The following is a 25,357-nucleotide window of genomic DNA, read 5'->3' as shown; positions in this document are numbered from 1 at the left end:
GATGAAACTTCGCACGCTCACCCTGGGCTTGTTGTCGGCCAGCGCGCTTGCGTTCGCCGCACACGCCGAATCCATCACCATCGCCACCGTCAACAATGGCGATATGGTCCGCATGCAAAAGCTGACCGAGGACTTCACCAAGGCGAACCCCGACATCCAGCTCAATTGGGTTACGCTTGAAGAGAACGTGCTGCGCGAGCGCGTCACCACCGACATCGCCACCAAGGGCGGTCAATACGACGTGATGACCATCGGCACCTATGAAGTTCCGATCTGGGCCAAGCAGAGCTGGCTGCTGCCGCTCGACAAGCTCGGCGACGACTACGACGCCAAGGACATCATCCCGGCCATTGCAGGCGGCCTTTCGGTCGACGGCAAGCTCTATGCCGCGCCCTTCTACGGCGAAAGCTCCTTCGTCATGTATCGCAAGGACCTGATGGACAAGGCCGGGCTGAAAATGCCCGACGCGCCGACCTGGGACTTCATCAAGCAGGCCGCCGACAAGATGACCGATCGCGCCAATGGCGTGAACGGTGTGTGTCTGCGCGGCAAGGCCGGCTGGGGCGAAAACATGGCCTTCCTGACCGCCATGTCGAACTCCTTCGGCGCCCGCTGGTTCGACGAGAACTGGAAGCCGCAGTTCGACCAGCCGGAATGGAAGAACACGTTGCAATTCTACGTCGACCTGATGAAGGCCGACGGCCCCGAGGGCGCGTCGTCCAACGGCTTCAACGAAAACCTGGCGCTGTTCCAGCAGGGCAAATGCGGCATGTGGATCGACGCCACCGTCGCCGCGTCCTTCGTATCCGATCCCAAGGCATCGCAGGTCGCCGATAAGGTTGGGTATGCGCTGGCACCCGACAATGGCCTGGGCAAGCGCGGCAATTGGCTTTGGGCCTGGTCGCTGGCGATCCCCGCCGGCACGCAGAAGGCCGATGCCGCCCAGAAGTTCGTCTCCTGGGCAACCAGCAAGCACTATGCCGAACTGGTCGCTTCGAAGGAAGGCTGGGCCAACGTTCCTCCGGGCACGCGCTCCTCGCTCTATGCCAATGCCGAGTACCAGAAGGCAGCTCCGTTCGCCAAGATGACGCTGGACTCGATCAACGCCGCCGATCCGACGCATCCGACCGTCAAGCCGGTGCCCTATGTCGGCGTCCAGTTCGTCGCCATCCCTGAGTTCCAGGGCCTTGGCACCACTGTCGGCCAGCTCTTCTCGGCGGCTCTTGCCGGCCAGTCGAGCGTCGACGATGCCTTGAAGCAGGCCCAGGACGCTGCCACCGCGGCAATGACCGAAGGCGGATACATCAAGTAAGGCTCCTCCCGGTGCCGACTGCCGGTCGCCTCTTTGACCGGCACCGGCCGCCCGAGTTCCCAGTTCGGGCGGCCGCTTTTGACGCCTTTTGAAAATTCAGTCTGACCATTGAAGGGTGACCGTCATGGCTACTCAGCAGACCCGTTCGCTTGCCCGTTTCATGATGGCGCCTTCCGTGGTGCTGCTGTTCGTCTGGATGATCGTGCCGCTGGTCATCACCATCTGGTTCTCCTTCCAGCAGTACAACCCGCTCAATCCGATCCGCGACGGCTTCGTCGGCTTCTCGAACTACGCGCTGTTCTATTCCAACCCGGCCTTCCTGCAGTCGATCCTCAACACGCTCACCTTGGTGGTCAGTGTGCTTCTGATCACGGTGATCGGCGGCATCCTGCTAGCGCTTCTGATCGACCAGCCGATGTGGGGCCAGGGCATAGTCCGCATTCTCGTCATTTCGCCGTTCTTCGTCATGCCGCCGGTGGCCGCGTTGGTCTGGAAGAACATGATCATGCACCCGCAATACGGGGTGTTCGCCGACATAGCGCGGTTCTTCGGAGCGCAGCCGATCGACTGGTTCGGGCAGCATCCGATGACGGCGATCATCATCATCGTCGCCTGGCAATGGCTGCCTTTCGCAACGCTGATCCTGTTGACCGCGCTGCAGTCGCTCGACGGCGAGCAGAAGGAAGCCGCGGAGATGGACGGCGCCGGCTTCATCAGCCGCTTCATCTACCTGACGCTTCCGCACATGTCCCGCGCCATCACCGTCGTCATCCTGATCCAGACGATCTTCCTGTTGTCGGTCTATGCCGAGATCCTCGTCACCACCAATGGCGGCCCGGGATACGCCTCCACCAACCTGCCTTTCCTCGTCTACCAGAAGGCCTTGCTGGAGTTCAAAATCGGCCAGGCATCCGCCGGCGGTGTGATCGCCGTCATTCTCGCCAACATCGTTGCCTTCTTCGCCATGCGCGCCGTCGGCAAGAACCTGGACAAGTAAGGGAGGCTACGATGGCACGTGCAGTCACCACCCAGCACAAGACAATCGCGACAGTTGCCGCCTGGATCGTCGCCCTGCTGATCTTCTTCCCGATCCTCTACACGATCATCACCTCGTTCAAGTCGGAGCAGGAAGCCATTCAGGGTTTCAGCATCATCCCGTCGGGAACCTTCGAGAGCTATTCCGAGGTTCAGGCGCAGAGCGGCTACTTCAAGTTCTTCTTCAACTCGGTGCTGCTCTCGGTCGGCTCGACCATCCTTGCCCTGCTGGTCGCCATACCGGCGGCATGGTCGATGGCTTTCTCGCCGACCAAGCGGACCAAGGACATCCTGATGTGGATGCTGTCCACCAAGATGATGCCGGCGGTCGCCGTGCTGTTCCCGATCTACCTGATCTTCCGCGACACAGGACTGCTCGACAGCCGCGTCGGCCTGATGGTCATGCTGATGCTGATCAACCTGCCGATCGTGGTGTGGATGCTCTACACCTACTTCCGCGAAATCCCTGGCGAGATCCTGGAAGCGGCGCGCATGGACGGCGCCTCGCTGTGGAACGAGATCGTCTATGTGCTGACGCCGATGGCGGTGCCGGGCATCGCCTCGACTATGCTGCTCAACATCATCCTGGCCTGGAACGAGGCGTTCTGGACGATCCGGCTGACGACCACGGAGGCAGCCCCCTTGACCGCCTTCATCAGCTCATTCTCCAGCCCGCAAGGCCTGTTCTGGGCCAAGCTTTCGGCCGCCTCGACGCTGGCCATCGCGCCGATCCTGATCATGGGCTGGTTCAGCCAGAAGCAGCTCGTGCGCGGCCTGACATTTGGTGCGGTGAAGTAACGGAATTTGCCCGAAGCAATCGGCAGAAATAACCCCTCGGGGAGGAAACCATGGGAAACATCACGCTCAAGAACGTCTCCAAGTCCTTCGGGTCGACGTCCATCATCCCCGGCCTCGACCTGGTGATCGAAAATGGCGAGTTCGTCGTCTTCGTCGGCCCGTCGGGTTGTGGCAAGTCAACGCTGCTGCGCCTGATCGCCGGGCTGGAGGACACCAGCGGCGGCTCCATCAACATCGACGGCCGCGACGTCACCGGCGAGGCCCCGGCCAAGCGTAAGCTCGCCATGGTGTTCCAGTCCTACGCACTCTATCCGCACATGACGGTGGCCAAGAACATCGGCTTCCCGCTGAAGATGGCCGGCGAGGACAAGGCGACCATCGACAAGAAGGTGGGAGACGCCGCGCGCGTGCTCAACCTGACCAACTATCTCGAACGCCGGCCCGGCCAGCTTTCCGGCGGCCAGCGCCAGCGCGTCGCCATCGGCCGCGCCATCGTGCGTCAGCCGACCGCCTTCCTGTTCGACGAGCCGCTGTCCAACCTCGATGCGGCCCTGCGCGGCACCATGCGGCTGGAGATCAGCGAACTGCATCACCAGCTCAAGACGACCATGATCTACGTCACCCACGACCAGGTCGAAGCCATGACCATGGCCGACAAGATCGTCGTGCTGAACGCCGGCAACATCGAGCAGGTCGGCTCGCCGATGGAGCTCTACAAGACGCCGAAGAACCTGTTCGTCGCCGGCTTCATCGGCTCGCCGAAGATGAACCTGATCGAAGGCGCGCCGGCTGCCAAAAACGGCGCCAAGACCATCGGCATCCGTCCCGAGCACCTGGAGATCTCGACCACGGCGGGCGAATGGAAGGCTACCGTCGGCGTTGCCGAACATCTCGGCTCAGACACCTTCCTGCACGTCCAGGCCGATGGCGTCGGTCCGCTGACGGTGCGTGCCGACGGCGAACTCGCCGTGCATCATGGCGACACCATCTATCTGACGCCCGACAAGGCCAAGCTGCATCGCTTCGGCGCCGACGGAAAGGCAATCTGAACATGCGACTGGCCGGCAAATCCGCGCTGATCACGGGGTCGGCCCGCGGCATCGGCAGAGCCTTCGCCGAAGCCTATGCCGGCGAAGGCGCCACCGTTGCCATCGCCGACATCAATCTCGAGGCGGCGCAGAAGACCGCCGCCGAGATTGGCGGCAAGGCCTATGCGGTCAAGCTCGACGTCACCGACCTCGCCTCCATCGAGGCGGCGGTGAAAGCCGTCGAAACGAAGACCGGTGGCCTCGATATCCTGATCAACAACGCCGCTCTGTTCGATCTGGCACCGATCGTCGAGATCACCAAGGCAAGCTACGACAAATTGTTTTCCGTCAATGTCGCCGGCACGCTGTTCATGCTGCAGGCCGCCGCCCGCTCGATGATCGCACGCGGCAAGGGCGGCAGGATCATCAACATGGCGAGCCAGGCCGGGCGGCGCGGCGAAGCACTGGTCGGCGTCTATTGCGCCACCAAGGCCGCCGTCATCTCGTTGACCCAATCGGCGGGGCTCGACCTGATCAAGCACCGTATCAATGTCAACGCGATTGCGCCGGGCGTCGTCGACGGCGAGCACTGGGACCACGTCGATGCCCTGTTCGCCAAATATGAAAACCGGCCGAAGGGCGAGAAGAAGAAACTGGTCGGCGAAGCGGTGCCGTACGGCCGTATGGGCACGGCGCAGGATCTCACCGGGATGGCGGTGTTTCTCGCCAGCAGCGACGCCGAATACATTGTCGCCCAGACCTACAATGTCGATGGCGGCCAGTGGATGAGTTGAGGGCGGGGGACGGCCTCTGCTCCTCGTACCTCCGCGAGGAGCAGGGGCCGACAGGCAGATGAGGGGTGGCACCGACCTTGCAAGGTATGCGCCGTCCCTCACCCTTACCCTCTCTCCGTGAAGGACGGGGAGAGGGGGAATGACGAAGGCCGTAGCCTGGCCAAAAAGGGTAAGAAAATGACTGTGAAACTTTCTTCCTCCAATCTCGCGAAACTGCCCCCAAAGGTCTCCGGTCCGAAATATGACCGCGCCAAGCTCAAGGCCGGCATCTTGCATTTCGGCGTCGGCAATTTCCATCGCTCGCACCAGGCCGTCTATCTCGACGATTTGTTCAATTCGGGCATCGGCCATGATTGGGCGCTGGTCGGCGCCGGAGTGTTCGAGGGCGAGAAGATCGGCCGCGCCAAGCTGGAAGAGCAGGACTGGTTGACCACGGTGGTCGAGCAGGATAGCGGCCATATGAGCGCCCGCGTCACCGGCGCCATGATCGACTTCCTGATGCCCGGCGATGCAGCCGGCATCATCGAACGGCTCGCCGACCCGGCAATCAAGATTGTGTCGCTGACCATCACCGAAGGCGGCTACTTCATCGATCCGGCCTCCGGCGTCTTCAACCCGACCCACCCCGACATCGTCGCCGATGCCCAACCAGGCGCCACGCCGAAGACGGTGTTCGGCATCATCCTCGCCGGGCTGGTGCGGCGTCGCGACGAGGGCACCGTGCCGTTCACCGTGATGTCGTGTGACAACATTCCCCACAATGGCCATGTCACCTCCGACGGCGTCATTGGCCTGGCCCGTCTGATCGACGAAGATCTGGCGAACTGGGTCAGCGAGCATGTCGCCTTTCCGAACGGCATGGTCGATCGCATCACACCGGCCACCACCGACCGCGAACGCGGCATCCTCGCCAAGGACTTTGGCCTCGAGGACAACTGGCCGGTGTTCTGCGAGCCGTTCCGGCAATGGGTGCTGGAAGACCATTTTACCGACGGCCGTCCGCCGCTGGAAAAGGTCGGCGTGCAGTTCGTCAGGGATGTTGCGCCCTATGAATTGATGAAGATCCGCATCCTGAATGGCGGCCACGCCACCATCGCCTATCCGGCAGGCCTGATGGACATCCATTTCGTCCATGAGGCGATGCAGGAGCCGCTGGTAGCCGGCTTCCTTGCAAAACTCGAACGGGAAGAAATCATTCCGACCGTGCCGCCGGTGCCGGACACGGTTCTGGAAGACTATTACCAGCTCATCGAGAGCCGCTTTTCCAACCCCAAGATCGGCGACACGGTGCGCAGGCTCTGCCTTGACGGCTCCAACCGTCAGCCGAAATTCATCATCCCGACCATCGCCGACAGGCTGAAGGCCGGAAAAGGCGTCGCCGGCCTGGCGCTGGAATCGGCATTGTGGTGCCGCTATTGCTTCGGCACGACGGACAGCGGCGCCGTCATCGAGCCCAACGACCCGAGCTGGGACCGGCTGCAGGCGACGGCAAAGGCCGCAAAGGACGCGCCGGCCGCCTGGCTCGCCATGGAGGATATCTATGGCGATGTCGGCCGTGCGACGGCGTTTGTCGAGGCGTTCGCCCATGCGCTCAACGTGCTGTGGGCGAATGGCGCGCGCGCAACGCTGACGCGCTACCTCGCCGGTAAGCTCTGAGAGCCATTCGACGCCATGACGCCTGAACTGGTCATCTTCGACTGCGATGGCGTGCTGGTCGACAGCGAGGCGCTCTCCGTCTCGGCGCTGCTCGGCATGATCAAGCTTGCCGGCGGCAGCGTCAGTGAGAATGCCGCCTACGAGCATTTCCTCGGCAAGAGCATGAAAAGCGTGCGCGAGATCCTCGGCCGAGACTTCGGGCTTGATATCACTGACCTGCACCTGACCGAGATGCGCGTCGAATTGATGCGCAAATTCCGCGAAGAGCTGAAGCCAATAGCTGGCGTCAAGGAGATACTGCCCAAGCTTGGGCTGCCGTTCTGCGTCGCCTCCTCGGGCACGCTCGACCGCATCCGTTACGCGCTCGACGTCACAGGATTGCTCGGGCTGATGGAGCCGCATCTGTTCAGCGCCGCCATGGTGGCCAGGGGAAAGCCGGCGCCCGACCTGTTCCTGCATGCCGCCGCCACCATGCGAGCTCATCCGCGCAAATGCCTCGTCGTCGAGGACAGTCCGGCCGGCATCGCCGCTGCGCGGGCAGCGGGCATGCGCGTGCTTGCTTTCACCGGCGGCTCGCATGCTGATAATCCGACATTGAAAGCGCGGCTTGCGTCGAGTGAACCGGACTTTATATTCGCTGACATGCTGCAATTGCCCGATCTGATTGCAGGCCTGGGAGCGAGAGACAGAGCATCTTGACGAAACAGTTCGTTTGCGCGGTCGATGTCGGCACCGGGAGCGCTCGCGCGGGCATTCTCGACACCAGTGGCACCTTGCTCGGCCGCGCCGAGCGGCCGATCGCCATGAACCAGCCGAGGCCCGATCACGCCGAACATGATTCGCGCGATATCTGGTCTTCTGTCTGCACCGCCGTGCGCGCCGCGCGCGAAAAAGCGGACGTTGCCGCCGAGGCTGTCGTCGGCATCTCCTTCGACGCCACCTGTTCGCTGGTCGTGCGCGACCGGCAAGGCGGCCAGCTCAGCGTCTCGACCACTGGCGACCGGCGCTGGGACACCATCGTCTGGCTCGACCACCGCGCTATTGCCGAAGCCGACGAATGCACAGCAAGCGGCCACGCCGTGCTCGACTATATCGGCGGCGTCATGTCGCCGGAAATGGCAACGCCAAAGCTGATGTGGCTGAAGCGCAATTTGCCGGAGACGTGGGCGCAGGCCGGCACTCTATTCGACCTGGCGGATTTCCTCGCATGGCAAGCGACGGGCTCGCTGGCCCGCTCGCAATGCACGCTGACCGCCAAATGGACCTATCTGGCGCATGAAGAGACCGGCTGGCGGCGCGATTTCTTCGAGCTCGTCGGCCTCGGCGATCTTTTCGAGCACGGAAACCTGCCCGAGAGGGCCAGTCCGGTCGGCACCGATATTGGTCGGCTGACCGCGCAAGCGGCGGCAGAGCTTGGCCTGAGCGAGAATTGCCGGGTCGGCGCCGGCGTCATCGATGCCTATGCCGGCGCGCTCGGCGTTCTCGGCGGCTTTGCCGGCGACGAACCGAACATCGGCCGGCATCTGGCGCTGATCGCCGGCACGTCGAGCTGCGTCATGGCGATGTCACCCGATCCGCAGCCTTTCGCCGGCGTCTGGGGTCCCTACTACGGCGCGGCGCTGCCCAAGCTGTGGCTGTCGGAAGGCGGCCAGTCGGCAACCGGCGCCCTGCTCGACCACATCATCCGCTGGCACGGCGCCGGCGGCGAGCCAGATGCCGCCATGCATGCAAAAATCGCCAGGCGTGTCGCCGAACTGCGCGCCACGGAGGGTGAGAACCTTGCCGCGAGGCTGCATGTGCTGCCGGACTTCCACGGCAATCGGTCGCCGCTCGCCGATCCGCATGCCGTCGGCGTCGTCAGCGGGCTGACGCTGGATTCCTCCTTCGACAGCCTGTGCAAGCTCTACTGGCGCACCGCCGTCGGCATCGCGCTCGGCGTGCGCCACGTGCTGGAGGCGCTGAACGAGAACGGCTATTTGATCGATACGCTGCACGTCACCGGCGGCCACACCAAGAACCCGCTGTTGATGGAGCTCTACGCCGACGCCACCGGCTGCACGGTGATCGAGCCGCTGGCCGACGAGGCGGTGCTGCTCGGCACCGGCATGATCGCGGCAACCGCGGCCGGGCTGTTTCCCGACCTCAATGCGGCCTGTCTTGCCATGCAGCAAGGCGGCAGGACGCGCGCGTCGAACCCGAAATCATCAGAGCGTTTCGACCGCGATTACAGGATCTTCCTCGAGATGCACCGCCAGCGACAGATGCTGGACGCGATAAGGTAGCGGAACGCGGTAGCCTTGCGGTCGCGATGTTCGTAGAGATACTAGATTGTTGACGCTGTCGGCCACCTGAATGGCGACGGTCATACGACAAGGCGGACTTGACGAAGAAACGTTTCTAACGCCGCGTCACTATTTGCGACCCGGCGAACTCCGGCGATCGATATTTTCCGGGACACCTGCAGACTGGTCATAGGCTTTTTGTATTCGGGCCACACTTCCAGCAACGCAGCTCTTGCAAGGGGCGGAGTTGCTGGGCGGTGGTTATGGTATCCTTCGAAATGTCGCAACAGAAACGCTTCATGGCAGGGGCGCTGCCATACAATGGAGATGTTGTAAGCAGCGGCTAAAGCCTCGACCTGTTGGCGTCTCTGAGGATCATTTTCGATTTGATCCGCATCCATCAAAACCGTCTTGAATCTAAATTCGGCTCTGCGCGTACTGCGGCGCGCTACTTCCTGATCAGCGCGCTTGATGCGTGCAAGCGGATCGCCCGCACCAGGATTGAGATTCACTACCTCTATATGAAATGGCAGGCCTGACTCTCTAACGGCGTTGTTCAAGAATTGACCGTACGCTTGTTCGGATTCCCCTTCACAGCCGAGAAAAATCGGAGTGCGAGGCGGTATGATTATTCCACGCCGCCTCATCCGATTTGTGGAACCGCGCCGTATGTGCCGCTGAGGTACTTCTTGTAGAGATTGTCGCTCCTCCTGACGGCCTGAACGTCCATCAGGCTGTAGATTCGCGATATCCCCAAGCGGTCCTTTTCGCAAAAAACGATCTCTTCCTTAGTCAGGTCATCAAGCAGGGAAACCGAATGGCATGACGTCCATAGCTGAGCTATGCTTGGGTTCCTCTCCTTGTCATAGAACCAGCGCACAATCTCGGGCAAGATCAATGGATGGATTGAAAGATCAAGTTCATCGACGATAGCAATCCCACCTTTCTGTAACGCAAGCAGCAAGAGCGGAAAAATCTTTATGAAGGAGCGAGTGCCTTGGCTCTCCAACTGCCATGGCATATTCACATGCAAGCCTTCATGCTTGAACAAGGCGGTAGGGCCAGTCGCTGTTTGCACTATCTGCATCTGCTCGACGCCGACATCAATGCGTTGAAGCTCACGATTGAGAGCGTCAACTGCAGGCGGGTTCTGAGCAAGGAACTGGATTGTTCCCAGATCTGTAAAATCGATACGATCAGTCAAAATATTCCTGAAAACGGTCTCTGCCGCCTGCAAAAGCACCTTCGAAGGCTCGTGTTCAAAGAGCGCGAGTGTGGCAACAACGCTTGCATCAGCTCTTACTTTGTCGATCACTTGGCCGAAACCTGAAAGAGCAAATGTCCGTGATCCCTGGATAGGTTTATCACCCTCGCGTTCGAATACCTTCAACCACTTTCCTTGCCCTCTCCGCTTCTGGCGAAGTACCTCTCGTGTAACGGTCCGAATTTCACCATTCTTCGGCAACAACTCAAGCTCATAGCGATACGTTCCATAGGCGCTATCATCGTGCGTAGCCGCATTTTGCGCGGCAAACGACAAATCCATCAGTCCGCCGGCCTCGATCGCTAGCCGAATTGGCTTATTGGCAGATTCCTCATCGTTAAAACGCTCGCAGGGAAGAGTGCCTTTGTTTTGAAAGCTCTCTCGCAAAAACCAGGGAATGAACGCCAGGGCTTTCAGCACGGTTGATTTGCCTGAACCATTAGCCCCGAAAAGCGCCACTACTTTGGGTGCTCTCTCATCCGCTCCTGGAAAAATTGGAGCGAACCGCTCTGGGTAGTCAGGCACGTTCTTCGGTATCCGGAGATCGAGCACCTGTAGGTCCCGCACAGAATAGAAGTTTTCGATTTCGAGACGATAAAGCATACAGTACCAAATAAGAGGTTCAAAGCCTGATTTCAACAAAAAAATGTTGAATATGCCCGCAGAGATAGCAATTTGGCTTACTACAACGGTTCCCATGTCAAGGGGCACCGATTTGGCAGCGAACGTAGGTTTGGCCGTCAGTAATGGAAGCTTCCTGCCTCTGGCTCAATCCGTTCCCGCCGGTCCTCCCTTGCCTTCATGTCGCGTTTCGTACAAAAGCTGGCGCAAACGCCGCGAAACCGAAGGTTTTGCCGTTTGACATGCGGATTCCGGCTCTTTGCCGACGCGCCGCAACTGGAAAGAGCAGGAAAATGTCTGCGATCGAAGCCGGCGCTCGCGCGCCGGAAAATCTTTGGCGTCGGGAAATCAGGGCGACGCTGGCGCTCGCCTGGCCGATGGTGCTGACCAATCTCGGCCAGACCGCGATGACTGCCACCGACGTCATGATGATGGGCCGTCTGGGGCCGGATACGCTGGCCAGCGGCGCACTTGGCGCCAACCTTTATTTCATGCCGCTGATCTTCGGGCTCGGCCTGATGCTGGCGACCTCGCCGATGATCGCCACCGAGCTTGGCCGCCGCCGCTATTCGGTGCGCGACCTGCGCCGCACCGTGCGCCAGGGCCTGTGGCTGGCGATCCTGATCTCGATCCCGATCTGGCTCGTGCTTTGGCACGGTGAAGGCATTCTGCTGGCCATGGGCCAGGACCCGGTGCTGGCGCACCAGGCCGGCATCTATCTGCGCTGGCTCGAATGGGCGGTGCTGCCCTTCTACGGCTACATCGTGCTGCGCTCGTTCATCTCGGCGCTGGAGCGGCCGGGCTGGGCGCTGGTCATCGTCTTCGTCGCCGTCGCCTGCAATGCCTTCTTCAACTGGGTGTTCATGTTCGGCAATCTCGGCATCCCGTCGATGGGCATTGCCGGCTCGGGCCTTGCCACCTCGCTGTCCAGCACGCTGATGTTCATCGGCCTGGCTGTCGTGGTGATGCTGGAGAAGAAGTTCCGGCGCTACCGTCTGTTCGGACGGTTCTGGCGATCGGACTGGCCACGCTTCAAGGGCCTGTTGCGGCTCGGCTTGCCGATTGCCGGCATCCTCGCCTTCGAGGTGACGATCTTCAATGCGGCGGCGCTGCTGATGGGCCTGATCGACGCGGATTCGCTGGCCGCGCACGCGATCGCCATCCAGATCGCCTCGATCAGCTTCATGGTGCCGCTCGGCCTCAACCAGGCGGCGACGGTGCGCGTCGGGCTCGCGCACGGCGCCGGCAATCCGGAAGGCGTTTCGCGCGCCGGCTGGACCGCCTTCGTCATCGGCGTCTCGTTCATGGCGCTGATGGGGCTGGTGATGATCCTGTGGCCGCATCTGCTGATCAGCGCCTTCATCGATCTGAGCAATCCGGCCAATGCCAGGGTGATCGCGCTTGCCGTGTCGTTCCTGGCCTTCGCGGCGCTGTTCCAGGTGTTCGACGGCGCCCAGGCGGTTGCCGCCGGCATGCTGCGCGGCCTGCACGACACCAAGGTGCCGATGATCTACGCCGCGATCGGCTATTGGGGCGTTGGCCTGCCGCTCGGCGTGCTGCTCGCCTTCCATTTCGGCTTCCACGGTGTCGGCATCTGGATCGGCCTGTCGTCGGGACTGGCCGTGGTGGCTGCACTGCTGCTGGCGCGCTGGCTGCGGCGGGACCGATTGGCGCCGCCGCTGGTGTTCGGGGGTTGAAGGCAAAGCGGCTGTTCCAAGTGCTCATTAAGACGGCGACCTTCATATCGGCCGCGAAACGTCCCTTAGCGCGATGAGCCGACGCTTAGCCCCGAGGCAATGAACGTCTCATATGGGCCGCTGAACGAACCCGCTGCGCGGGATGGCAGCGTCGCTGCGGGACTGCACAGCTGGTACGGTTAAGCCATCGGTGCCGCGCCGCGCCGCTCGAGCGCGGTCTTGCGGATGATTTCCGCGATCTCCGGGCTGCTGCTGCATAGCATCTGGAAATCCGCCGCGTGCAGCGACAGGAGTGAGACCGCCGTTGCGGCGCTGACGGTCGCCGAACGCGGTTCGCCGCTGATCAGCGCCATCTCGCCGAAGAAGGCGCCAGGGCCAAGCTCCACCGGGTTCGGCGTCGCGACGCTGACGCGCCCCTCCACGACGAAGAACATCCGATCACCGGGCTCGCCATTGCGGCAGATCACGGCGCCCGCCGGCACCGTGCGAGGTCTTAACGCGCGCACGATCTCGACCAGCACGGCCGGGCCGAGCTTCTGAAACAACGGCACGGCCGCGACCAATTGCCAATTACGGACGAATTCCCCGCGACGGATTTCTTGATAGAAGCCTGTGGCAAGAATGCCGGCCCAGAGCGCGAAGATGCCGATGCCACACATCATGACCACCCCGGCAAGGATGCGGCCGGCGAAGCTTTGCGGAATGGCATCGCCATAGCCGGTGGTGGACAGCGTGACCACCGCCCACCACATTGCCTGGGGGATGCTGCCGAACTTTTCCGGTTGAATGTCGCGCTCGATGACATAGGCCGCGAGCGCGACACCGAACAGAACGACGCCGAAGAGCGTGGTGACGCCGATCAGGTTGCGCGCTTCGTTGGCCAGCACCCTGCCCAGCACCGGGAAGAAAGTCGAGTCGCGCAGCGGTTTCAGCAGCCAGACAGCACAGTAAAGGCTCCAGTCGGGCGTGCCGACGAGCAGAAATGCGGCGAGTGGAACCATGACCGCGAGCACATCGATGGCGATTGCCGGCGTCCTGTCCCGAACGTTCCCCGCCCGGCGCTTGAGCAGCGTCCCGGCCATCTGCAGGAGATAGGCGCCCCAAATGACCGCGAGCACTGCAGCCAGAGCCAGTCTGCTTCGCCCGGACATGTCCGGTGCCGTGAGCGCAGCCACCGCCAGAAGCCCAGGCGCAGCCAGCACCGCGTTGAGCGGCGCGTAAATTCTTAAGAAAGGCAGTACCGACATTCTATGCCCACGAGCGGCTACTACCCGCCAACATAGATGCCTTCAAGGCAAGCGCAAAGGTGCTTGCTGTCGCTGCGATCTGCATCACCAACGGTGAACTCAGATTGCTTCGTGACCGAACGTGAACAGACAGGCTACAACCGACGGGAGTGGCGGCGCAGAGAAGTGGATGCCGATCAACGCAATAGCGCGGCCAGCACAAATGTTGTTGAGATCGTCGCGATGTTTTCGCAAACCAGAGATCGCTGAGGGCTCACGCGGAAGACGCGTGGATACCCCGGGTAAATTCCTCGACCAGGAAATCTAGGAAAACACGGATTTTGGGGGCAAGGTGCTGGCGGGCGGGGTAGACCGCATACAGTGTGGTTTCGACCGTCTGCCAGTCATCAAGCACCTGTTGAAGCCGACCTGACTTCAGATCGCCCTCGATATAGGAATAGGGGATCAGGCTGACGCCGAAGCCTTCCCGCAGTGCATCGCGCACGGCAAGGCTCGACGACACCGAATATCGGCCATCGATGGCGATTTTCTCGACGCGGCCGTCCTTGCGGAACTCCCATGTGTCCGGGTGGCCAGAGAGACTGAACCGGATGCAATTGTGCAGTTTCAAATCGGAAGGCGCTTCAGGCCGGCCGTGCCGCTCGAAATAGGAAGGTGCTGCGCACAGGACGTGCGGCATGACATCCAGCTTTCGCGCGACCAGGCTGGAATCCTCAAGATTGTCGCTGGCGCGAATGGCAAGATCGAAGCCCTCGCGAACGATGTCGACGCGTCTGTCATCGAGATGCAGATCGAGTTTCAAATCGGGGTAGCGTGTCAGAAACGCTGGAATTTCGATTGAAAGCCGCGTCAAGGTGACTGTCATGGGTGCGGTGACCCGCAACGTGCCAGTCGGCGCCGTCCTGGTGGGGGACAGGACCTGATCGGCCCTTGCCAAGGCATCGAGCCCTTGCGTGACATGTTGGAGATAGATCCTGCCTTCTTCGGTCAGGGCCATACGCCGGGTCGTGCGGTTGATGAGCCGCGTCCCGAGATTGGCTTCAAGTTCGGCGACATTTTTGGTGACCGCGGAAGCAGAGAGACCAAGCCGTCGCCCGGCTTCGGCAAAACTATTCACTTCCGCCACCTGTCGAAACACCCGCAAGGCGGTGAGGCGATCCATGATATTATTCTGCCTTGGTGCATAATCTCTTTCAAAGATCGCATATTATCCTCTACTGGTAAACTGACTATTTCAGTGGTCGACACACCATCTGGAATGGAATGATGCTCAATCCCTCGATTGCACTTATCGAACAGCGCGTTTCAGCCAATCTTTTCGACGCTTCGCACGCCATGACGGACGCTGAGATCGCGGAGCTGGTTGGTTTGGCAACGCGCGCGCCGAGCGCCTACAACCTTCAGAACTGGCGCTTCATCGCGGTGCGAACGCCGGAAGCAAAGGCACGATTGCGTCGTCTCGCCCATGAGCAAGCGAAGGTGGAGGCTGCGGCGGTGACCTTCATCATATGTGGCGTGCTGCCTGACCACGCTTCCCTCGCAGCAAGGCTTCATCCTTTTGTCGAAGCCGGCTTCATGCCGCCAGGCATGGCCTCGGATTGGCTTCAAGGTGCCCGCACACAATATGACGATCCACAGACAGCCCGCGATGAAGCCGTGCGCTCGGCCGCCCTTGGCGCCGCGACTCTGATTTTTGCAGCCGAAGCACTGGGCCTTGTCTCCGGTCCAATGGGTGGTTTCGATAGCGACGGCGTTTCGCGGGAGTTTGGCCTCGGCTCGGATGAGGTGCCTGTGATGCTCGTTGCGATCGGCCGCGCCTTGCCCGGAAATTGGCCGCAAAAGCCCCGCCGCCCGCTTGCCGAGGTTCTGGAACTGTCATGAAAACGAGTGCTTCCGATCTGCTGCTGACGGCAATTTCGCCGGCGATTTGGGGCAGCACCTATATCGTCACCACCCACTTCCTGCCGGGCTTTTCCCCGATGACGGTGGCCATGCTGCGCGCCTTACCTGCCGGCCTGCTGTTGCTGGCGGTCGTGCGGCAACTGCCAACGGGCATCTGGTGGTTGCGCGGCTTCGCGCTAGGGGCGCTTAACATCTCGATCTTCCTGAGCATGCTGTTCGTCGCGGCCTATCGGCTTCCGGGTGGAGTAGCCGCGACGGTGCTGTCGCTTCAGCCGTTGATAGTGGTTTTCCTCGCTTCCATCTTTCTCGGCAGCCCGGTTCGCGCCTCCTCGATCCTTGCCGCTCTCGTAGGGATTGGAGGTGTTGCGCTGTTGGTGCTGACCCCTAATGCAGCTCTGGATGGGGTCGGCGTTTTGGCTGGTCTGGCGGGAGCGGCCTCAATGGCCTTCGGGACGGTGTTGAGCCGAAAATGGCAACCGCCCGTATCACCTCTCACGCTGACAGCATGGCAGCTGACTGCCGGCGGTCTCCTCCTTGTCCCGGTGGCGCTGGCTTTTGAACCGCCTATCCCACTCCCGACCGGGACCAATCTGCTTGGGTTGGCATGGCTCGGACTGATTGGTGCGGCCTTAACTTACGTCCTTTGGTTCCGGGGCGTAGCGAGACTGGAGTCGTCGGTGGTGTCATTCCTGCTTTTCCTCAGCCCGGTAACGGCCGTATTGCTTGGATGGGTGTTCCTCGACCAAACGCTGTCCTTGCCACAAATCGTCGGCTTCGGTTTTGTCATCTGCAGCATCTGGCTGGGGCAGCGCACGACCCGCAGTTCGGCTTAAAACGTGACGCGCATACCGCACCTAAGAAGGAGACGAGCAATGTCCAGAATGATTTTTGTGAACCTGCCGGTTGCTGACCTGGCGAAGTCGAGGGCGTTCTATGAAGCCATCGGTTTCACGAACAACCCGCAGTTCAGTGATGACACGGCCGCCTGCATGGTTGTCTCGGAGAGCATCAATGTGATGCTCCTGACCCATGCAAAATGGCAGACGTTCACGAACCGACCCATTGCGCTAGCGACGTCGAGCGAAGTCATGCTGGCGCTGTCGTGTGACAGCCGCGATGCGGTAGACGCGATGAACACGGCTGCATCTGCCAATGGCGGGATAGCGGACATCAACCCCAAACAGGACCTTGGCTTCATGTACAACCGCAACTTGGCCGATCCCGATGGTCATGTCTGGGAAGCAATGTGGATGGACATGTCGGGCGCGTCTGGCGCCGTATAAACACATTTGTCGAAGGGAACCATCGGATGGCAGCACTAAACCACAATCCCAAGGTCGATGCCTACGCAGGACAGGCTGAGGAGTTCGCCAAGCCAATCCTTGCGCACCTGCGCGGCCTTATCCACACGACCTGCCCGGAAGTCGTGGAGGAGGTCAAATGGGGAATCCCCCATTTTGACTACAGGGGCGAAATGATGTGCAACTTCGCGGCCTACAAGAAACACAGCTCTTTCAGCTTCTGGAAAGACTCGCTGATGGCCGATGCGCGGCTCAGGCGGAATGCAGAACTGGCCGCCGCGAAGCGCTTCATGGGCAACCTTACGAGCCTCGCCGACCTGCCCGCCGACGCCGAGCTGATTGCCTGGATAAAGGAAGCGATGTCGCTCAATGACCGTGGCGTGAAACTCCCGCCGCGAAAGGCTGAAGGCCCCAGGGAGGTGGAAATACCTGCCGCTTTTGCTGCCGCGCTCGCTGCCAGGCCCGAGATCAAAGCGATTTTCGACAGCAAGTCGGCTTCGTTTCGCAAGGAATATAATGTCTGGGTCGGCGAAGCTAAGACAGATGCAACGCGCGTCAAGCGGATCGAGGAGTCGCTGTCGTGGATAGTCGAAGGCAAAGGGCGCTTCTGGAAATATGCCAAATCTGGATGATGCTGCGTGAGTTGGCATCAAAGGAGTTGATTGCCACGTGCGCGCGATAAGGCGATGCGGCGCAAAGCCGCTGTCGGTCAGAGCCTCAGGAAGTTCACGTGGTCAGGATCTGCCATTCGCCAATGTCTAGCAGCGACCCAAAGGAAGCATTCGAGCGCTAGTCGTAGGGACCAGTTTGCAGTCGCCGTCGATGCTCGTGCAACAAGCTCGCACCTTAGCGCGCCGGCATCCGCTTCTCCAGCCTCCGCGCGTATTGCGTCAGCGGAAAGCACATGACGAAAAAGATCAGAGCCACCAGCCCGTAGACCTTGAACGGTTCGAAGGTGGCGTTGTTGATGGCGTTGGAGGTCCGCACCAGTTCTTCGAAGCCGATGATCGAGGTCAGCGCCGTTGACTTGATCAGCTGCACCAGGAAGCCGACGGTGGGCGCACGGGTGATCGAAAACGCCTGCGGCAGGATGATCAGTCGGAGCTCCTGCAGATAATGCAGGCCAAGGCTGGCGCCGGCGTCCCATTGGCCAAGTGGCAGCGCCGCGACGCCGGAGCGCCAGATTTCGGCGAGATAGGCGCTGGCGAAGAAGGTGAGACCGAGCACCGCCGCGGTCCACGGTTCGATGCGCAGGCCGAGCATCGGCAGGCCGAAGAACATCAGGAACAGCTGCATCAAGAGCGGCGTGCCCTGGAACAAGGCGATGTAGCCGGAGGCGATGCGCCGGCTCCACTTGTTCTTGGCGATCCTGAAGAACAGCACGATCAGGCCGACGATGCCGCCGCCGATGAAGGCGGCCAGCGACAGGAGCACCGTCCAGCGGGCGGCGAGCAGCAGGTTGCGCACAATGTCCCAGAAGGTGAATTCGATCATGACACGCCAGCTCCGAGCGCGCGGCGTCCGCCTATGACAAGAAGCCGTCGCAGGGCCATCGACATCAGGAGATACACCAGCGTCACGACGAAATACGTCTCGAAGGAGCGGAAGGTGCGCGCCTGCAGCATGTCTGCCTCGTAGGTCAGCTCGCGCACCGCGATCTGCGACACCACGGCCGATTCCAGCATCATGATGACGATCTGGCTGGTGAGCGCGGGGTAGATAACCTTGAGCGCCTGCGGCAGGACGATCTTGATGAACACCAAGCGAGGCCGCAGGCCAAGCGCGAGCGCTGCTTCCGTTTGCCCGCCGGGCACGGCGTCAAGCCCGGCGCCGACGATCTCGATGGTGTAGGCCGCCATATTGAGCGTCATCGCCAGCATGGCGGCCAGGATCGGGTCGAGCCGGATGCCGAGGCTGGGCAGCCCGAAGAAGATGAAGAACAGCTGCACCAGGAACGGTGTGTTGCGCATCACCTCGACATAACAGGCGATTGCCCGCTTGAGCAGCACCGGGCCGTTTCGCCGTCCCGCCGCCCCCAGGATGCTGAGCAGCGTTCCCGCCAGCGTGGTCACGGCGATCAACAGGATCGTCGTGGCCGCGCCGTGGGCGATGTCGCCCAAGGCACCTGGGAGCCAGGCAAAGGCCACGGAAACTCAATCCTTGAGATTGTCGGTATTGAGCGGCGTCTTCAGCCAGGTTTTGGAGCTTTCGTCCAGCTTGCCGTCGGCCAGCATCTTGGCGACGGCGTCGTTGACCGCCTTTTTCAGGCTGTCTTCATTCTTGTTGAGGCCGATATGCGAAGGCGAGGTCAGAAGCTGGAACTTCTGCTCCGGCTTCAGCGCGTCCTGCTTGGCCAGCACCTGCGCGCCGACATCGTTGCCGACGACCATCAGCTGCGTCTGGCCGGAGATGAAGGCCTGGATCACCGAATTGTAGTTGTCGAAGCGCTTGATGTCGGCCGACGCTGGTGCTGCCTCGGTGAGCGAGGTGTCTTCCAGCGTGCCGCGGTTGACGGCGATCGACTTGTCGGCGAGGTCTTCCTTGCCCTTGACCGCAAGTGCTGCCGGACCGATCACGGCGATGTAGTAGGGCGCGTAGGCAACCGCGAAATCGATGACCTGCTCGCGTTCCTTCGAATAGCCGACGCTCATCAGGAGGTCGACGCGCTTGTCGTTCAGATACGGGATGCGGTTCTGGCCGGTGACGGCGACGGGATTGAGCTTCACCTTGAGCGTGTCGGCAATGTATTGCGCGACGTCCATGTCATAGCCCTTGAGGCTCATGTCGGCGCTGGCCGAGGAGAAGGGCGGAAAATCGGCGAAGACGCCGACATTGATGGCGCCGGCCTTGGTGATGTCTGCCAGCGCATCGGCGTTGGCGGCCTGACTTGAGAGGCCGAAACCGGCCGTGCCAAGCGTCAGCACGGCGGCGATGGATGTGAATGTCTTGCGGATCGTCATTGTCATTCCCCTGTCTGGACGCTTTGTTTGTTTGGGTCGGCCGCCGGCTCCAGCGCGGCGGCCGCCTTCCTACTTGGATTCGTTTGGATTTCGGTGAGGTCAGGCTCCCTTGCCTGTTATCGCCGGGCTGAACACCATCAGGCTCAGTATCTCGAACAGCACCTGTGCGGCTGCATGCGCCGTGTTGGTGGTCGCGTCGTATTGCGGCGCCACTTCGACGACGTCGCCGCCGACGATGTTGAGGCCCTTCAGGCCGCGCAGCAGCTCGAGCACTTCGCGCGTCGTCAGACCGCCGACTTCCGGCGTGCCGGTGCCGGGCGCGAAGGCCGGATCGACGCTGTCGATGTCGAAGGAGACGTAGGTCGGGCCGTCGCCGACAACCTTGCGCGCCTTCTCGATGATGGCCGGAATGCCGAGACCCGTCACCTCCTCGGCATGGACCACGGTCATGCCGGACTCGTAGGTGAATTCCCACAGATATTCGGCCGAGCCGCGAATGCCGATCTGGATGGTGCGCGTCGGGTCGAGCACGCCGTCGAGCACGGCGTTGCGGAACGGCCCGCCATGGTGGAATTTGGTCATGTCGAACAGGCCGCTGGTGTCGCAGTGGGCGTCGATGTGGATCAAGCCGACCGGCGCCTTCTTGCCGACGGCCTTCAGGATCGGATGGCTGATCGAATGGTCGCCGCCGATCGAAAGCGGAATGACGCCTGCATCGACGATCTGGTTGGTGCGGCGCTCGATATCCTCATGGCTGATTTCCAGCCGGTAGCGGCTGCGGAACGGCGTATCGCCGATGTCGGCGACCCGAAGTTCATGCGTCGGCGCGCATTCCAGCACGTGATTGTAGGGGCCGATGCGCTCGATGGCGCGCAGTGCCCTTGGCCCGAAGCGCGAGCCTGGCCGGTTGGTGACGCCGAGATCCATTGGCACGCCAATCATCGCCACCTGCAGATCGCCGAAATCTGGATTGTCGGCCGATATTTCGCGATAGGGCGCGGCAAGGAAGGTCGGGATGCCGGAATAGGGCGCCAGCCGCGTGCCGCTCTTGGAAAATATCTTGTCGGCGACCTTGCGGAATTTCGGGTCGAACATTTCGCCGCCATGGCTTTCGCCATATTTGCGACGCAACGCGTCGAGCTTGCCGCGATCGTATCCCATGCCGGTTCTCCCTGCTTGACTGGAGCAGTCCGGTCTTCGGCGATGCTTGGCTCGATCGTTTCGAACCCCGCCGCGGTTACGGCGGTCGCCTGTTGACCTGACGTCTTGATGCTGTTCCCGGGACAAAGTGTCCGGCACCGGCATTGAAAAATCAATTGATATTGTTAGGATGTTTTCTGTGAGAAAATCTCACACTTAACTCTGAGCACGATCTCATCCGAAAACCGGCCTCCACTTTTCGGGATCGTGCTTCGATGGATGCTCATGACCAAGCGCCTGCCGCCCCTCAATCCGCTGCGCGCCTTCGAGGCAACGGCCCGGCATGGCTCGCTGACCAAGGCAGCCAGCGAGCTGAATGTCACCCATGGCGCCATCAGCCACCAGATCAAAGCGCTCGAGCAGTCGCTTGGCGTCAAGCTGTTCGAGCGGGCCGGCCAGCGGATCAAACTGACGCCGCATGGCGCGGAACTCTTGCCAGCGGTGTCGACGGCTTTTGACGGCATCGCCGCCGCCACCCAGCGGCTGACAAGACCGGCGAGCAGTGGCGCACTGTCGGTATCCTGCGTGCCGGCGCTGCTGCTGTTGTGGATGACGCCGCGGCTGGGCAGCTTCACCGCGCAATATCCCGACATCAGGCTGACGCTCATCCCCTCCAACGATCCAAAGGATTTGCGGGCGCCGAATGTCGACGTCTGCGTGCATTATGGCAATGGCAGCTGGACCGATTGCTGGATGCGCAAATGGTCGGGCCTCGAACTGTTTCCAGTGGTCAGCCCGACACTGATCAACAACCGCCCGATCCGCAGCGTCAGGGACCTTGCCGACCATGTTTTCCTGCATGGCGACGACGGCCGCGAATGGCACACCTGGCTGGCCGCCGCCGATGCGCTGGACCTGGAGCGGGGCCGCCGCCATCATCTCGGCGATGCGCGCATGGCGACCGAGGCGGCGGTGCATGGCCATGGCGTGGCGTTGGGCGACTCGGTGACGGCCAGCGCGCTGCTGGCCAGGGGCATGCTGGTGGCGCCGTTCAGCCTGTCGGTGCCGGCGGTCGACGATTTCTATGTCGTGTGCCGCAACGAGATGAGAACGACGCCGATCGTGCAGGTGTTCATCGACTGGCTGTTTGCCGAGAAGGAACAGGCCGACAGCCGCGCCGACGCCCCGGTGGCGGGCCGCATCGTCAGCCGCCGCAAACGTCCAGCGCTCAGGGTCATCGGCGCCAAGACCGACACCTGATGCCAGCCTGGGCTTGCAGGGCTTTCTTTTTGTCGGGCCAGCCTGAAACCGGGCAGCGTTTTGGCCAATTCGATGCTATGAGGCCTGTCGCGGTTGTGGATGGCAGGCAGCGAAGGCAGTGTTGAAACATGGCAAAGACCGATATTGCGCGGCGGGTCTACAACCACACTTGGAAGCTCGATCCGATCGTGCGCAGCCTGCTCGATACGGATTTCTACAAGCTTTTGATGCTGCAGATGATCTGGGGCATGTATCCCAAGGTCGACACGACTTTCTCGCTGATCAACCGCACAACCTCGGTGCGGCTGGCCGACGAGATCGACGAAGGCGAACTGCGCGAGCAGCTCGACCATGCCCGCACGCTGCGCTTCTCCAAGAAGGAGATGATCTGGCTCGGCGGTAACAATTTCTACGGTCGCAAGCAGATCTTCGAACCGGAATTCCTCGCCTGGCTGGAAGGCTTCCGGCTGCCCGAATACGAGCTGTCGAAGCGCGACGGCCAGTATGAACTGACCTTCAGCGGGCCGTGGATGTACACCACGCTGTGGGAAATCCCGGCGCTCGCCATCATCAATGAACTCCGATCTCGCGCGGCCATGCGGGCGTTCGGCCCCTTCGCGCTCGATGTGCTCTATGCCCGCGCCAAGGCCAAGATGTGGGCCAAGACCGAGAGGCTGAAGGCGCTGCCCGGCATCCGCATCTCGGACTTCGGCACGCGCCGGCGCCATTCCTTCCTGTGGCAGCGCTGGTGCGTCGAAGCGTTGAAGGAAGGCATCGGCGAAGCTTTCACCGGCACCTCCAATGTGCTTCTCGCCATGGACAACGACCTCGAAGCGCTCGGCACCAACGCGCATGAACTGCCGATGGTGTTCGCCGCCCTCGCCAATTCGGAAAAAGAGCTGAAGCAGTCGCCCTACAAGGTGCTGCAGGACTGGCAGCGCTACTATGGCGGCAATCTGCTGATCGTGCTGCCCGACGCCTTCGGCACCGCTTCCTTCCTGCGCGACGCGCCGGACTGGGTGGCCGACTGGACGGGCTTTCGCCCCGACAGCGCGCCGCCGATCGAAGGCGGCGAGAAAATCCTGTCCTGGTGGCGCGACAAGGGCAAGGATCCCAAGCAGAAGCTGCTGATCTTCTCCGATGGGCTCGAGGTCGAGACGATCGAGGAGACCTACCGCCACTTCAAAGGCAAGGTGCGCATGTCGTTCGGCTGGGGCACCAACCTCACCAATGATTTCGAGGGCTGCGCGCCGACCGAAACCAACAGCCTCGACGCCATATCACTGGTCTGCAAGGTCACCGAGGCCAATGGCAGGCCAGCGGTGAAGCTTTCCGACAACCCGGCCAAGGCGACGGGGGATGAGGAAGAGATCGAGCGTTATATCAGGATTTTTGGCGAGAAGGACCGCGTGGAGCAATTGGTCAAGGTGTGAGGGGTGGCGGGGCTCCTGGATAGTTCGCGTTCTACGGCGCCCCCCTCTGTCCTGCCGGACATCTCCCCCTCAAGGGGGGAGATCGGCAGTCACTTCGGCTTTCGCCAATCTTCCACGCAGCAAAAAAGGCACCGATCAAAGAAACTGCCAATCTCCCCCCTTGAGGGGGAGATGTCCGGCAGGACAGAGGGGGGCGCCGTAGAGTGCCGTCATCTATCGTTGGCTTTGTTGCTTACGGCCGCATCGCTCATATTGCCCACTCCCGCCTTCGCCCACGCCTCCGATCGTGGCCATGTCCTGCTCTTGCCGACCGGCTACTACCTTGTCGGCGGCGCCTTCGCCGTGGCCGTCAGCTTCCTCGTGCTGGCGCTGCTGCCGGCGGATTGGCTCGAGCGTTTCTGGCGCCGACGCCTGCCGCTGTTCACCTTCGGCGAAAGCGCTCGCACCGCCTTCAGTCTGATCTCCTTTGCCGGCTTTGCAATCCTCATTGCCGCCGGCTTCCTCGGCAGCCGCGACCCGCTCTCCAACCCGTTGCCCCTCGTGATCTGGACCCTGCTGTGGGCCGGCGTCACGCTGCTGCACGGTGTCTTTGGCGACCTCTGGTCATGGCTGAATCCCTGGTATGGGCCGTGGCGCCTCGTCTCGCGCCTGTTCGGAATCGGGGATGAAGGGGCATGGCGTCTCCCGCGATGGATCGGCTGCCGGCCGGCTGTCATCTTGTTTTTCGCATTCGCGTGGTTCGAACTCATCGATCCGGCGCCGGACGATCCGGCGCGGCTGGCCTTGGCCGCCGGCCTCTACTGGCTGTTCAGTTTTCTTGCCATGCTGGCGTTCGGCTATCGCGCCTGGAGCCGCAGCGGCGAATTCCTGTCCGTTTTCTTCCGGATGGTGGCGCGTTTCGCCGTCGTCGAACGCAGCCAAAAAGGCCGGCTTGACTTGTGCTGGCCAAGCGCCAAGCTGCTCGCCGCAGAGCCGCTGCCGACCAACGGCATCGCCTTCCTGCTGCTGGCTCTATCGTCGGTATCCTTCGACGGCTTGTCGAAAACCTTCTTCTGGCTCGGCCTGTTCGGCATCAATCCCCTCGAATTTCCCGGTCGCACCGCGGTGATCGGCAGCGGCACTCTCGGGCTCGTTCTCACTTTCGTGCTGCTGGCGGCGGTGTTCCTGCTTGCCGTCTGGCTCGGCCAGCGCCTCGCCGGCAGCGATCACACGCTCGGCCAGGCGGCCGGCCTGCTGGTGTGGTCGATCGTGCCGATCGCGCTTGCCTATCATGTTGCGCATTATCTGACGGCGCTGCTCGTCGACGGCCAGTATGCGCTTGCAGCACTTTCCGATCCGTTCGCACTGGGCTGGAATCTGTTCGGCACGGCCGACATGCAGATCGAAGCCGGCATCCTTGCCGGGGCGGACTCGGCGTGGTGGCTGTGGAACGTCCAGGCCGGCGCCATCATCCTTGGCCATTTGCTCGCCGTCCTCGTCGCCCACGATTTCGCCTGGCGCCTGCACCCGCAGCCTTCCCGAGCAGCCCTCAGCCAGTTCCCGCTTACCCTGCTGATGATCGCCTACACCGTCTTCGGCCTCTGGTTGCTTGCCACGCCGACGGTCGGATGAGAAAGCGACCAGCATG

General features: G+C 61.8%; 24 protein-coding genes. 16 read left to right on the top strand and 8 right to left on the bottom strand.

Annotation, left to right across the window (positions count from 1 at the left end; genetic code table 11):
* Window position 1 precedes the first annotated feature (1 nt).
* From ACSQ3L_RS03850 to ACSQ3L_RS03815, 8 genes are all read left to right on the top strand, one after another.
* Window positions 2-1,312 (top strand): ABC transporter substrate-binding protein, encoded by a 1,311-nt coding sequence (locus ACSQ3L_RS03850; RefSeq protein WP_436158733.1) that lies wholly within the window; start codon window positions 2-4, stop codon window positions 1,310-1,312.
* 124 nt (window positions 1,313-1,436) lie between these two features.
* Window positions 1,437-2,309, top strand: a complete 873-nt coding sequence (locus ACSQ3L_RS03845; protein WP_352658794.1) for a carbohydrate ABC transporter permease — start codon at window positions 1,437-1,439, stop codon at window positions 2,307-2,309.
* Between the two features lie 11 nt (window positions 2,310-2,320).
* Window positions 2,321-3,145, top strand: a complete 825-nt coding sequence (locus ACSQ3L_RS03840; RefSeq protein ID WP_436158732.1) for a carbohydrate ABC transporter permease — start codon at window positions 2,321-2,323, stop codon at window positions 3,143-3,145.
* A 50-nt stretch (window positions 3,146-3,195) separates the two neighbouring features.
* Window positions 3,196-4,194 carry an ABC transporter ATP-binding protein gene (locus tag ACSQ3L_RS03835; RefSeq protein WP_436158731.1) on the top strand — a complete coding sequence of 333 codons (999 nt, stop codon included), beginning with the start codon at window positions 3,196-3,198 and terminating at the stop codon, window positions 4,192-4,194.
* Between the two features lie 2 nt (window positions 4,195-4,196).
* Window positions 4,197-4,967 carry an L-iditol 2-dehydrogenase gene (locus ACSQ3L_RS03830; RefSeq protein ID WP_436158730.1) on the top strand — a complete coding sequence of 257 codons (771 nt, stop codon included), beginning with the start codon at window positions 4,197-4,199 and terminating at the stop codon, window positions 4,965-4,967.
* Window positions 4,968-5,144: 177 nt separating this feature from the next.
* Window positions 5,145-6,623 (top strand): mannitol dehydrogenase family protein, encoded by a 1,479-nt coding sequence (locus ACSQ3L_RS03825; RefSeq protein ID WP_436158729.1) that lies wholly within the window; start codon window positions 5,145-5,147, stop codon window positions 6,621-6,623.
* A 15-nt stretch (window positions 6,624-6,638) separates the two neighbouring features.
* Window positions 6,639-7,322: an HAD family hydrolase gene (locus ACSQ3L_RS03820; protein ID WP_436158728.1), complete on the top strand. Its 684-nt coding sequence runs from the start codon at window positions 6,639-6,641 to the stop codon at window positions 7,320-7,322.
* Entirely contained in the window at window positions 7,319-8,905 is a 1,587-nt protein-coding gene (locus ACSQ3L_RS03815; protein WP_436158727.1) for an FGGY-family carbohydrate kinase, read from the top strand. The genes ACSQ3L_RS03820 and ACSQ3L_RS03815 overlap by 4 nt, the downstream gene beginning before the upstream one ends.
* Window positions 8,906-8,985: 80 nt before the next feature.
* On the opposite strand, the gene ACSQ3L_RS03810 is transcribed toward ACSQ3L_RS03815, so the two are convergent.
* Together ACSQ3L_RS03810 and ACSQ3L_RS03805 are read right to left on the bottom strand one after the other, a co-directional pair.
* A complete protein-coding gene (locus tag ACSQ3L_RS03810) occupies window positions 8,986-9,552 on the bottom strand; it encodes an RloB domain-containing protein (RefSeq protein WP_436158726.1) in 567 nt (188 codons plus the stop codon).
* Window positions 9,549-10,868, bottom strand: coding sequence for an AAA family ATPase (locus ACSQ3L_RS03805; protein ID WP_436158725.1), 1,320 nt, complete (start codon window positions 10,866-10,868; stop codon window positions 9,549-9,551). The genes ACSQ3L_RS03810 and ACSQ3L_RS03805 overlap by 4 nt, the downstream gene beginning before the upstream one ends.
* Before the next feature lie 215 nt (window positions 10,869-11,083).
* Between ACSQ3L_RS03805 and ACSQ3L_RS03800 the strand changes: the two genes are divergently transcribed.
* Complete coding sequence (locus tag ACSQ3L_RS03800; RefSeq protein WP_436158724.1) at window positions 11,084-12,487, top strand: MATE family efflux transporter; 1,404 nt, start codon at window positions 11,084-11,086, stop codon at window positions 12,485-12,487.
* Between the two features lie 179 nt (window positions 12,488-12,666).
* Here ACSQ3L_RS03800 and ACSQ3L_RS03795 read toward each other — a convergent pair whose 3' ends face one another.
* Both ACSQ3L_RS03795 and ACSQ3L_RS03790 read right to left on the bottom strand, forming a co-directional pair.
* Window positions 12,667-13,734 carry a cyclic nucleotide-gated potassium channel gene (locus tag ACSQ3L_RS03795; protein WP_436158723.1) on the bottom strand — a complete coding sequence of 356 codons (1,068 nt, stop codon included), beginning with the start codon at window positions 13,732-13,734 and terminating at the stop codon, window positions 12,667-12,669.
* Window positions 13,735-13,987: 253 nt separating this feature from the next.
* The gene (locus ACSQ3L_RS03790; RefSeq protein WP_436158722.1) at window positions 13,988-14,896 is read right to left on the bottom strand and encodes a LysR family transcriptional regulator; all 909 of its coding nucleotides are present in this window, start codon (window positions 14,894-14,896) and stop codon (window positions 13,988-13,990) included.
* A 104-nt stretch (window positions 14,897-15,000) separates the two neighbouring features.
* Between ACSQ3L_RS03790 and ACSQ3L_RS03785 the strand changes: the two genes are divergently transcribed.
* The 4 genes from ACSQ3L_RS03785 to ACSQ3L_RS03770 are packed head-to-tail and all read left to right on the top strand — an operon-like array spanning window position 15,001 to window position 17,569.
* Window positions 15,001-15,615 (top strand): nitroreductase family protein, encoded by a 615-nt coding sequence (locus tag ACSQ3L_RS03785; RefSeq protein WP_436158721.1) that lies wholly within the window; start codon window positions 15,001-15,003, stop codon window positions 15,613-15,615.
* Window positions 15,612-16,469 carry an EamA family transporter gene (locus ACSQ3L_RS03780; RefSeq protein ID WP_436158720.1) on the top strand — a complete coding sequence of 286 codons (858 nt, stop codon included), beginning with the start codon at window positions 15,612-15,614 and terminating at the stop codon, window positions 16,467-16,469. Before ACSQ3L_RS03785 ends, ACSQ3L_RS03780 begins: the two co-directional genes overlap by 4 nt.
* A 39-nt stretch (window positions 16,470-16,508) precedes the next feature.
* Window positions 16,509-16,919, top strand: coding sequence for a VOC family protein (locus ACSQ3L_RS03775; protein ID WP_436158719.1), 411 nt, complete (start codon window positions 16,509-16,511; stop codon window positions 16,917-16,919).
* A 26-nt stretch (window positions 16,920-16,945) separates the two neighbouring features.
* Complete coding sequence (locus tag ACSQ3L_RS03770) at window positions 16,946-17,569, top strand: YdeI/OmpD-associated family protein (protein WP_436158718.1); 624 nt, start codon at window positions 16,946-16,948, stop codon at window positions 17,567-17,569.
* Window positions 17,570-17,783: 214 nt separating this feature from the next.
* On the opposite strand, the gene ACSQ3L_RS03765 is transcribed toward ACSQ3L_RS03770, so the two are convergent.
* The 4 genes from ACSQ3L_RS03765 to speB all read right to left on the bottom strand — a co-directional run bounded on the left by ACSQ3L_RS03765 (window position 17,784) and on the right by speB (window position 21,058).
* Window positions 17,784-18,431, bottom strand: coding sequence for an amino acid ABC transporter permease (locus ACSQ3L_RS03765; RefSeq protein WP_436158717.1), 648 nt, complete (start codon window positions 18,429-18,431; stop codon window positions 17,784-17,786).
* Complete coding sequence (locus tag ACSQ3L_RS03760; protein WP_436158716.1) at window positions 18,428-19,084, bottom strand: amino acid ABC transporter permease; 657 nt, start codon at window positions 19,082-19,084, stop codon at window positions 18,428-18,430. Before ACSQ3L_RS03760 ends, ACSQ3L_RS03765 begins: the two co-directional genes overlap by 4 nt.
* Window positions 19,085-19,090: 6 nt before the next feature.
* Window positions 19,091-19,897, bottom strand: coding sequence for a transporter substrate-binding domain-containing protein (locus tag ACSQ3L_RS03755; protein WP_436158715.1), 807 nt, complete (start codon window positions 19,895-19,897; stop codon window positions 19,091-19,093).
* A 99-nt stretch (window positions 19,898-19,996) separates the two neighbouring features.
* A complete protein-coding gene (speB, locus tag ACSQ3L_RS03750; protein ID WP_436158714.1) occupies window positions 19,997-21,058 on the bottom strand; it encodes an agmatinase in 1,062 nt (353 codons plus the stop codon).
* A gap of 264 nt (window positions 21,059-21,322) precedes the next feature.
* On the opposite strand from speB, the gene gcvA reads away from it, so the two are divergent.
* The 3 genes from gcvA to ACSQ3L_RS03735 all read left to right on the top strand — a co-directional run bounded on the left by gcvA (window position 21,323) and on the right by ACSQ3L_RS03735 (window position 25,341).
* Complete coding sequence (gcvA, locus tag ACSQ3L_RS03745) at window positions 21,323-22,297, top strand: transcriptional regulator GcvA (RefSeq protein ID WP_436158713.1); 975 nt, start codon at window positions 21,323-21,325, stop codon at window positions 22,295-22,297.
* A 128-nt stretch (window positions 22,298-22,425) separates the two neighbouring features.
* Window positions 22,426-23,730, top strand: a complete 1,305-nt coding sequence (pncB, locus tag ACSQ3L_RS03740; RefSeq protein ID WP_436158712.1) for a nicotinate phosphoribosyltransferase — start codon at window positions 22,426-22,428, stop codon at window positions 23,728-23,730.
* A gap of 171 nt (window positions 23,731-23,901) precedes the next feature.
* Window positions 23,902-25,341: a hypothetical protein gene (locus tag ACSQ3L_RS03735; protein WP_436158711.1), complete on the top strand. Its 1,440-nt coding sequence runs from the start codon at window positions 23,902-23,904 to the stop codon at window positions 25,339-25,341.
* The last annotated feature ends 16 nt before the right edge of the window (window positions 25,342-25,357 follow it).

Source organism: Mesorhizobium sp. LjRoot246, from assembly GCF_964254115.1.
Taxonomy (GTDB): domain Bacteria; phylum Pseudomonadota; class Alphaproteobacteria; order Rhizobiales; family Rhizobiaceae; genus Mesorhizobium.
The sequence above is the reverse complement of the archived record's forward strand: the minus strand, read 5'-3'. Positions and strand labels throughout refer to the sequence as shown.

Coding starts and splice junctions, on each gene's coding strand:
- ACSQ3L_RS03820 (WP_436158728.1), top strand. CDS start 6,639: ATGACGCCTGAACTGGTCATCTTCGACTGCGATGGCGTGCTGGTCGAC.
- ACSQ3L_RS03780 (WP_436158720.1), top strand. CDS start 15,612: ATGAAAACGAGTGCTTCCGATCTGCTGCTGACGGCAATTTCGCCGGCG.
- ACSQ3L_RS03765 (WP_436158717.1), bottom strand. CDS start 18,431: ATGATCGAATTCACCTTCTGGGACATTGTGCGCAACCTGCTGCTCGCC.
- ACSQ3L_RS03830 (WP_436158730.1), top strand. CDS start 4,197: ATGCGACTGGCCGGCAAATCCGCGCTGATCACGGGGTCGGCCCGCGGC.
- ACSQ3L_RS03800 (WP_436158724.1), top strand. CDS start 11,084: ATGTCTGCGATCGAAGCCGGCGCTCGCGCGCCGGAAAATCTTTGGCGT.
- ACSQ3L_RS03825 (WP_436158729.1), top strand. CDS start 5,145: ATGACTGTGAAACTTTCTTCCTCCAATCTCGCGAAACTGCCCCCAAAG.
- ACSQ3L_RS03805 (WP_436158725.1), bottom strand. CDS start 10,868: ATGGGAACCGTTGTAGTAAGCCAAATTGCTATCTCTGCGGGCATATTC.
- ACSQ3L_RS03835 (WP_436158731.1), top strand. CDS start 3,196: ATGGGAAACATCACGCTCAAGAACGTCTCCAAGTCCTTCGGGTCGACG.
- ACSQ3L_RS03795 (WP_436158723.1), bottom strand. CDS start 13,734: ATGTCGGTACTGCCTTTCTTAAGAATTTACGCGCCGCTCAACGCGGTG.
- ACSQ3L_RS03790 (WP_436158722.1), bottom strand. CDS start 14,896: ATGGATCGCCTCACCGCCTTGCGGGTGTTTCGACAGGTGGCGGAAGTG.
- ACSQ3L_RS03770 (WP_436158718.1), top strand. CDS start 16,946: ATGGCAGCACTAAACCACAATCCCAAGGTCGATGCCTACGCAGGACAG.
- ACSQ3L_RS03735 (WP_436158711.1), top strand. CDS start 23,902: ATGTCCGGCAGGACAGAGGGGGGCGCCGTAGAGTGCCGTCATCTATCG.
- ACSQ3L_RS03755 (WP_436158715.1), bottom strand. CDS start 19,897: ATGACGATCCGCAAGACATTCACATCCATCGCCGCCGTGCTGACGCTT.
- ACSQ3L_RS03785 (WP_436158721.1), top strand. CDS start 15,001: ATGCTCAATCCCTCGATTGCACTTATCGAACAGCGCGTTTCAGCCAAT.
- ACSQ3L_RS03850 (WP_436158733.1), top strand. CDS start 2: ATGAAACTTCGCACGCTCACCCTGGGCTTGTTGTCGGCCAGCGCGCTT.
- ACSQ3L_RS03810 (WP_436158726.1), bottom strand. CDS start 9,552: ATGAGGCGGCGTGGAATAATCATACCGCCTCGCACTCCGATTTTTCTC.
- ACSQ3L_RS03845 (WP_352658794.1), top strand. CDS start 1,437: ATGGCTACTCAGCAGACCCGTTCGCTTGCCCGTTTCATGATGGCGCCT.
- ACSQ3L_RS03840 (WP_436158732.1), top strand. CDS start 2,321: ATGGCACGTGCAGTCACCACCCAGCACAAGACAATCGCGACAGTTGCC.
- pncB (WP_436158712.1), top strand. CDS start 22,426: ATGGCAAAGACCGATATTGCGCGGCGGGTCTACAACCACACTTGGAAG.
- speB (WP_436158714.1), bottom strand. CDS start 21,058: ATGGGATACGATCGCGGCAAGCTCGACGCGTTGCGTCGCAAATATGGC.
- ACSQ3L_RS03775 (WP_436158719.1), top strand. CDS start 16,509: ATGTCCAGAATGATTTTTGTGAACCTGCCGGTTGCTGACCTGGCGAAG.
- gcvA (WP_436158713.1), top strand. CDS start 21,323: ATGACCAAGCGCCTGCCGCCCCTCAATCCGCTGCGCGCCTTCGAGGCA.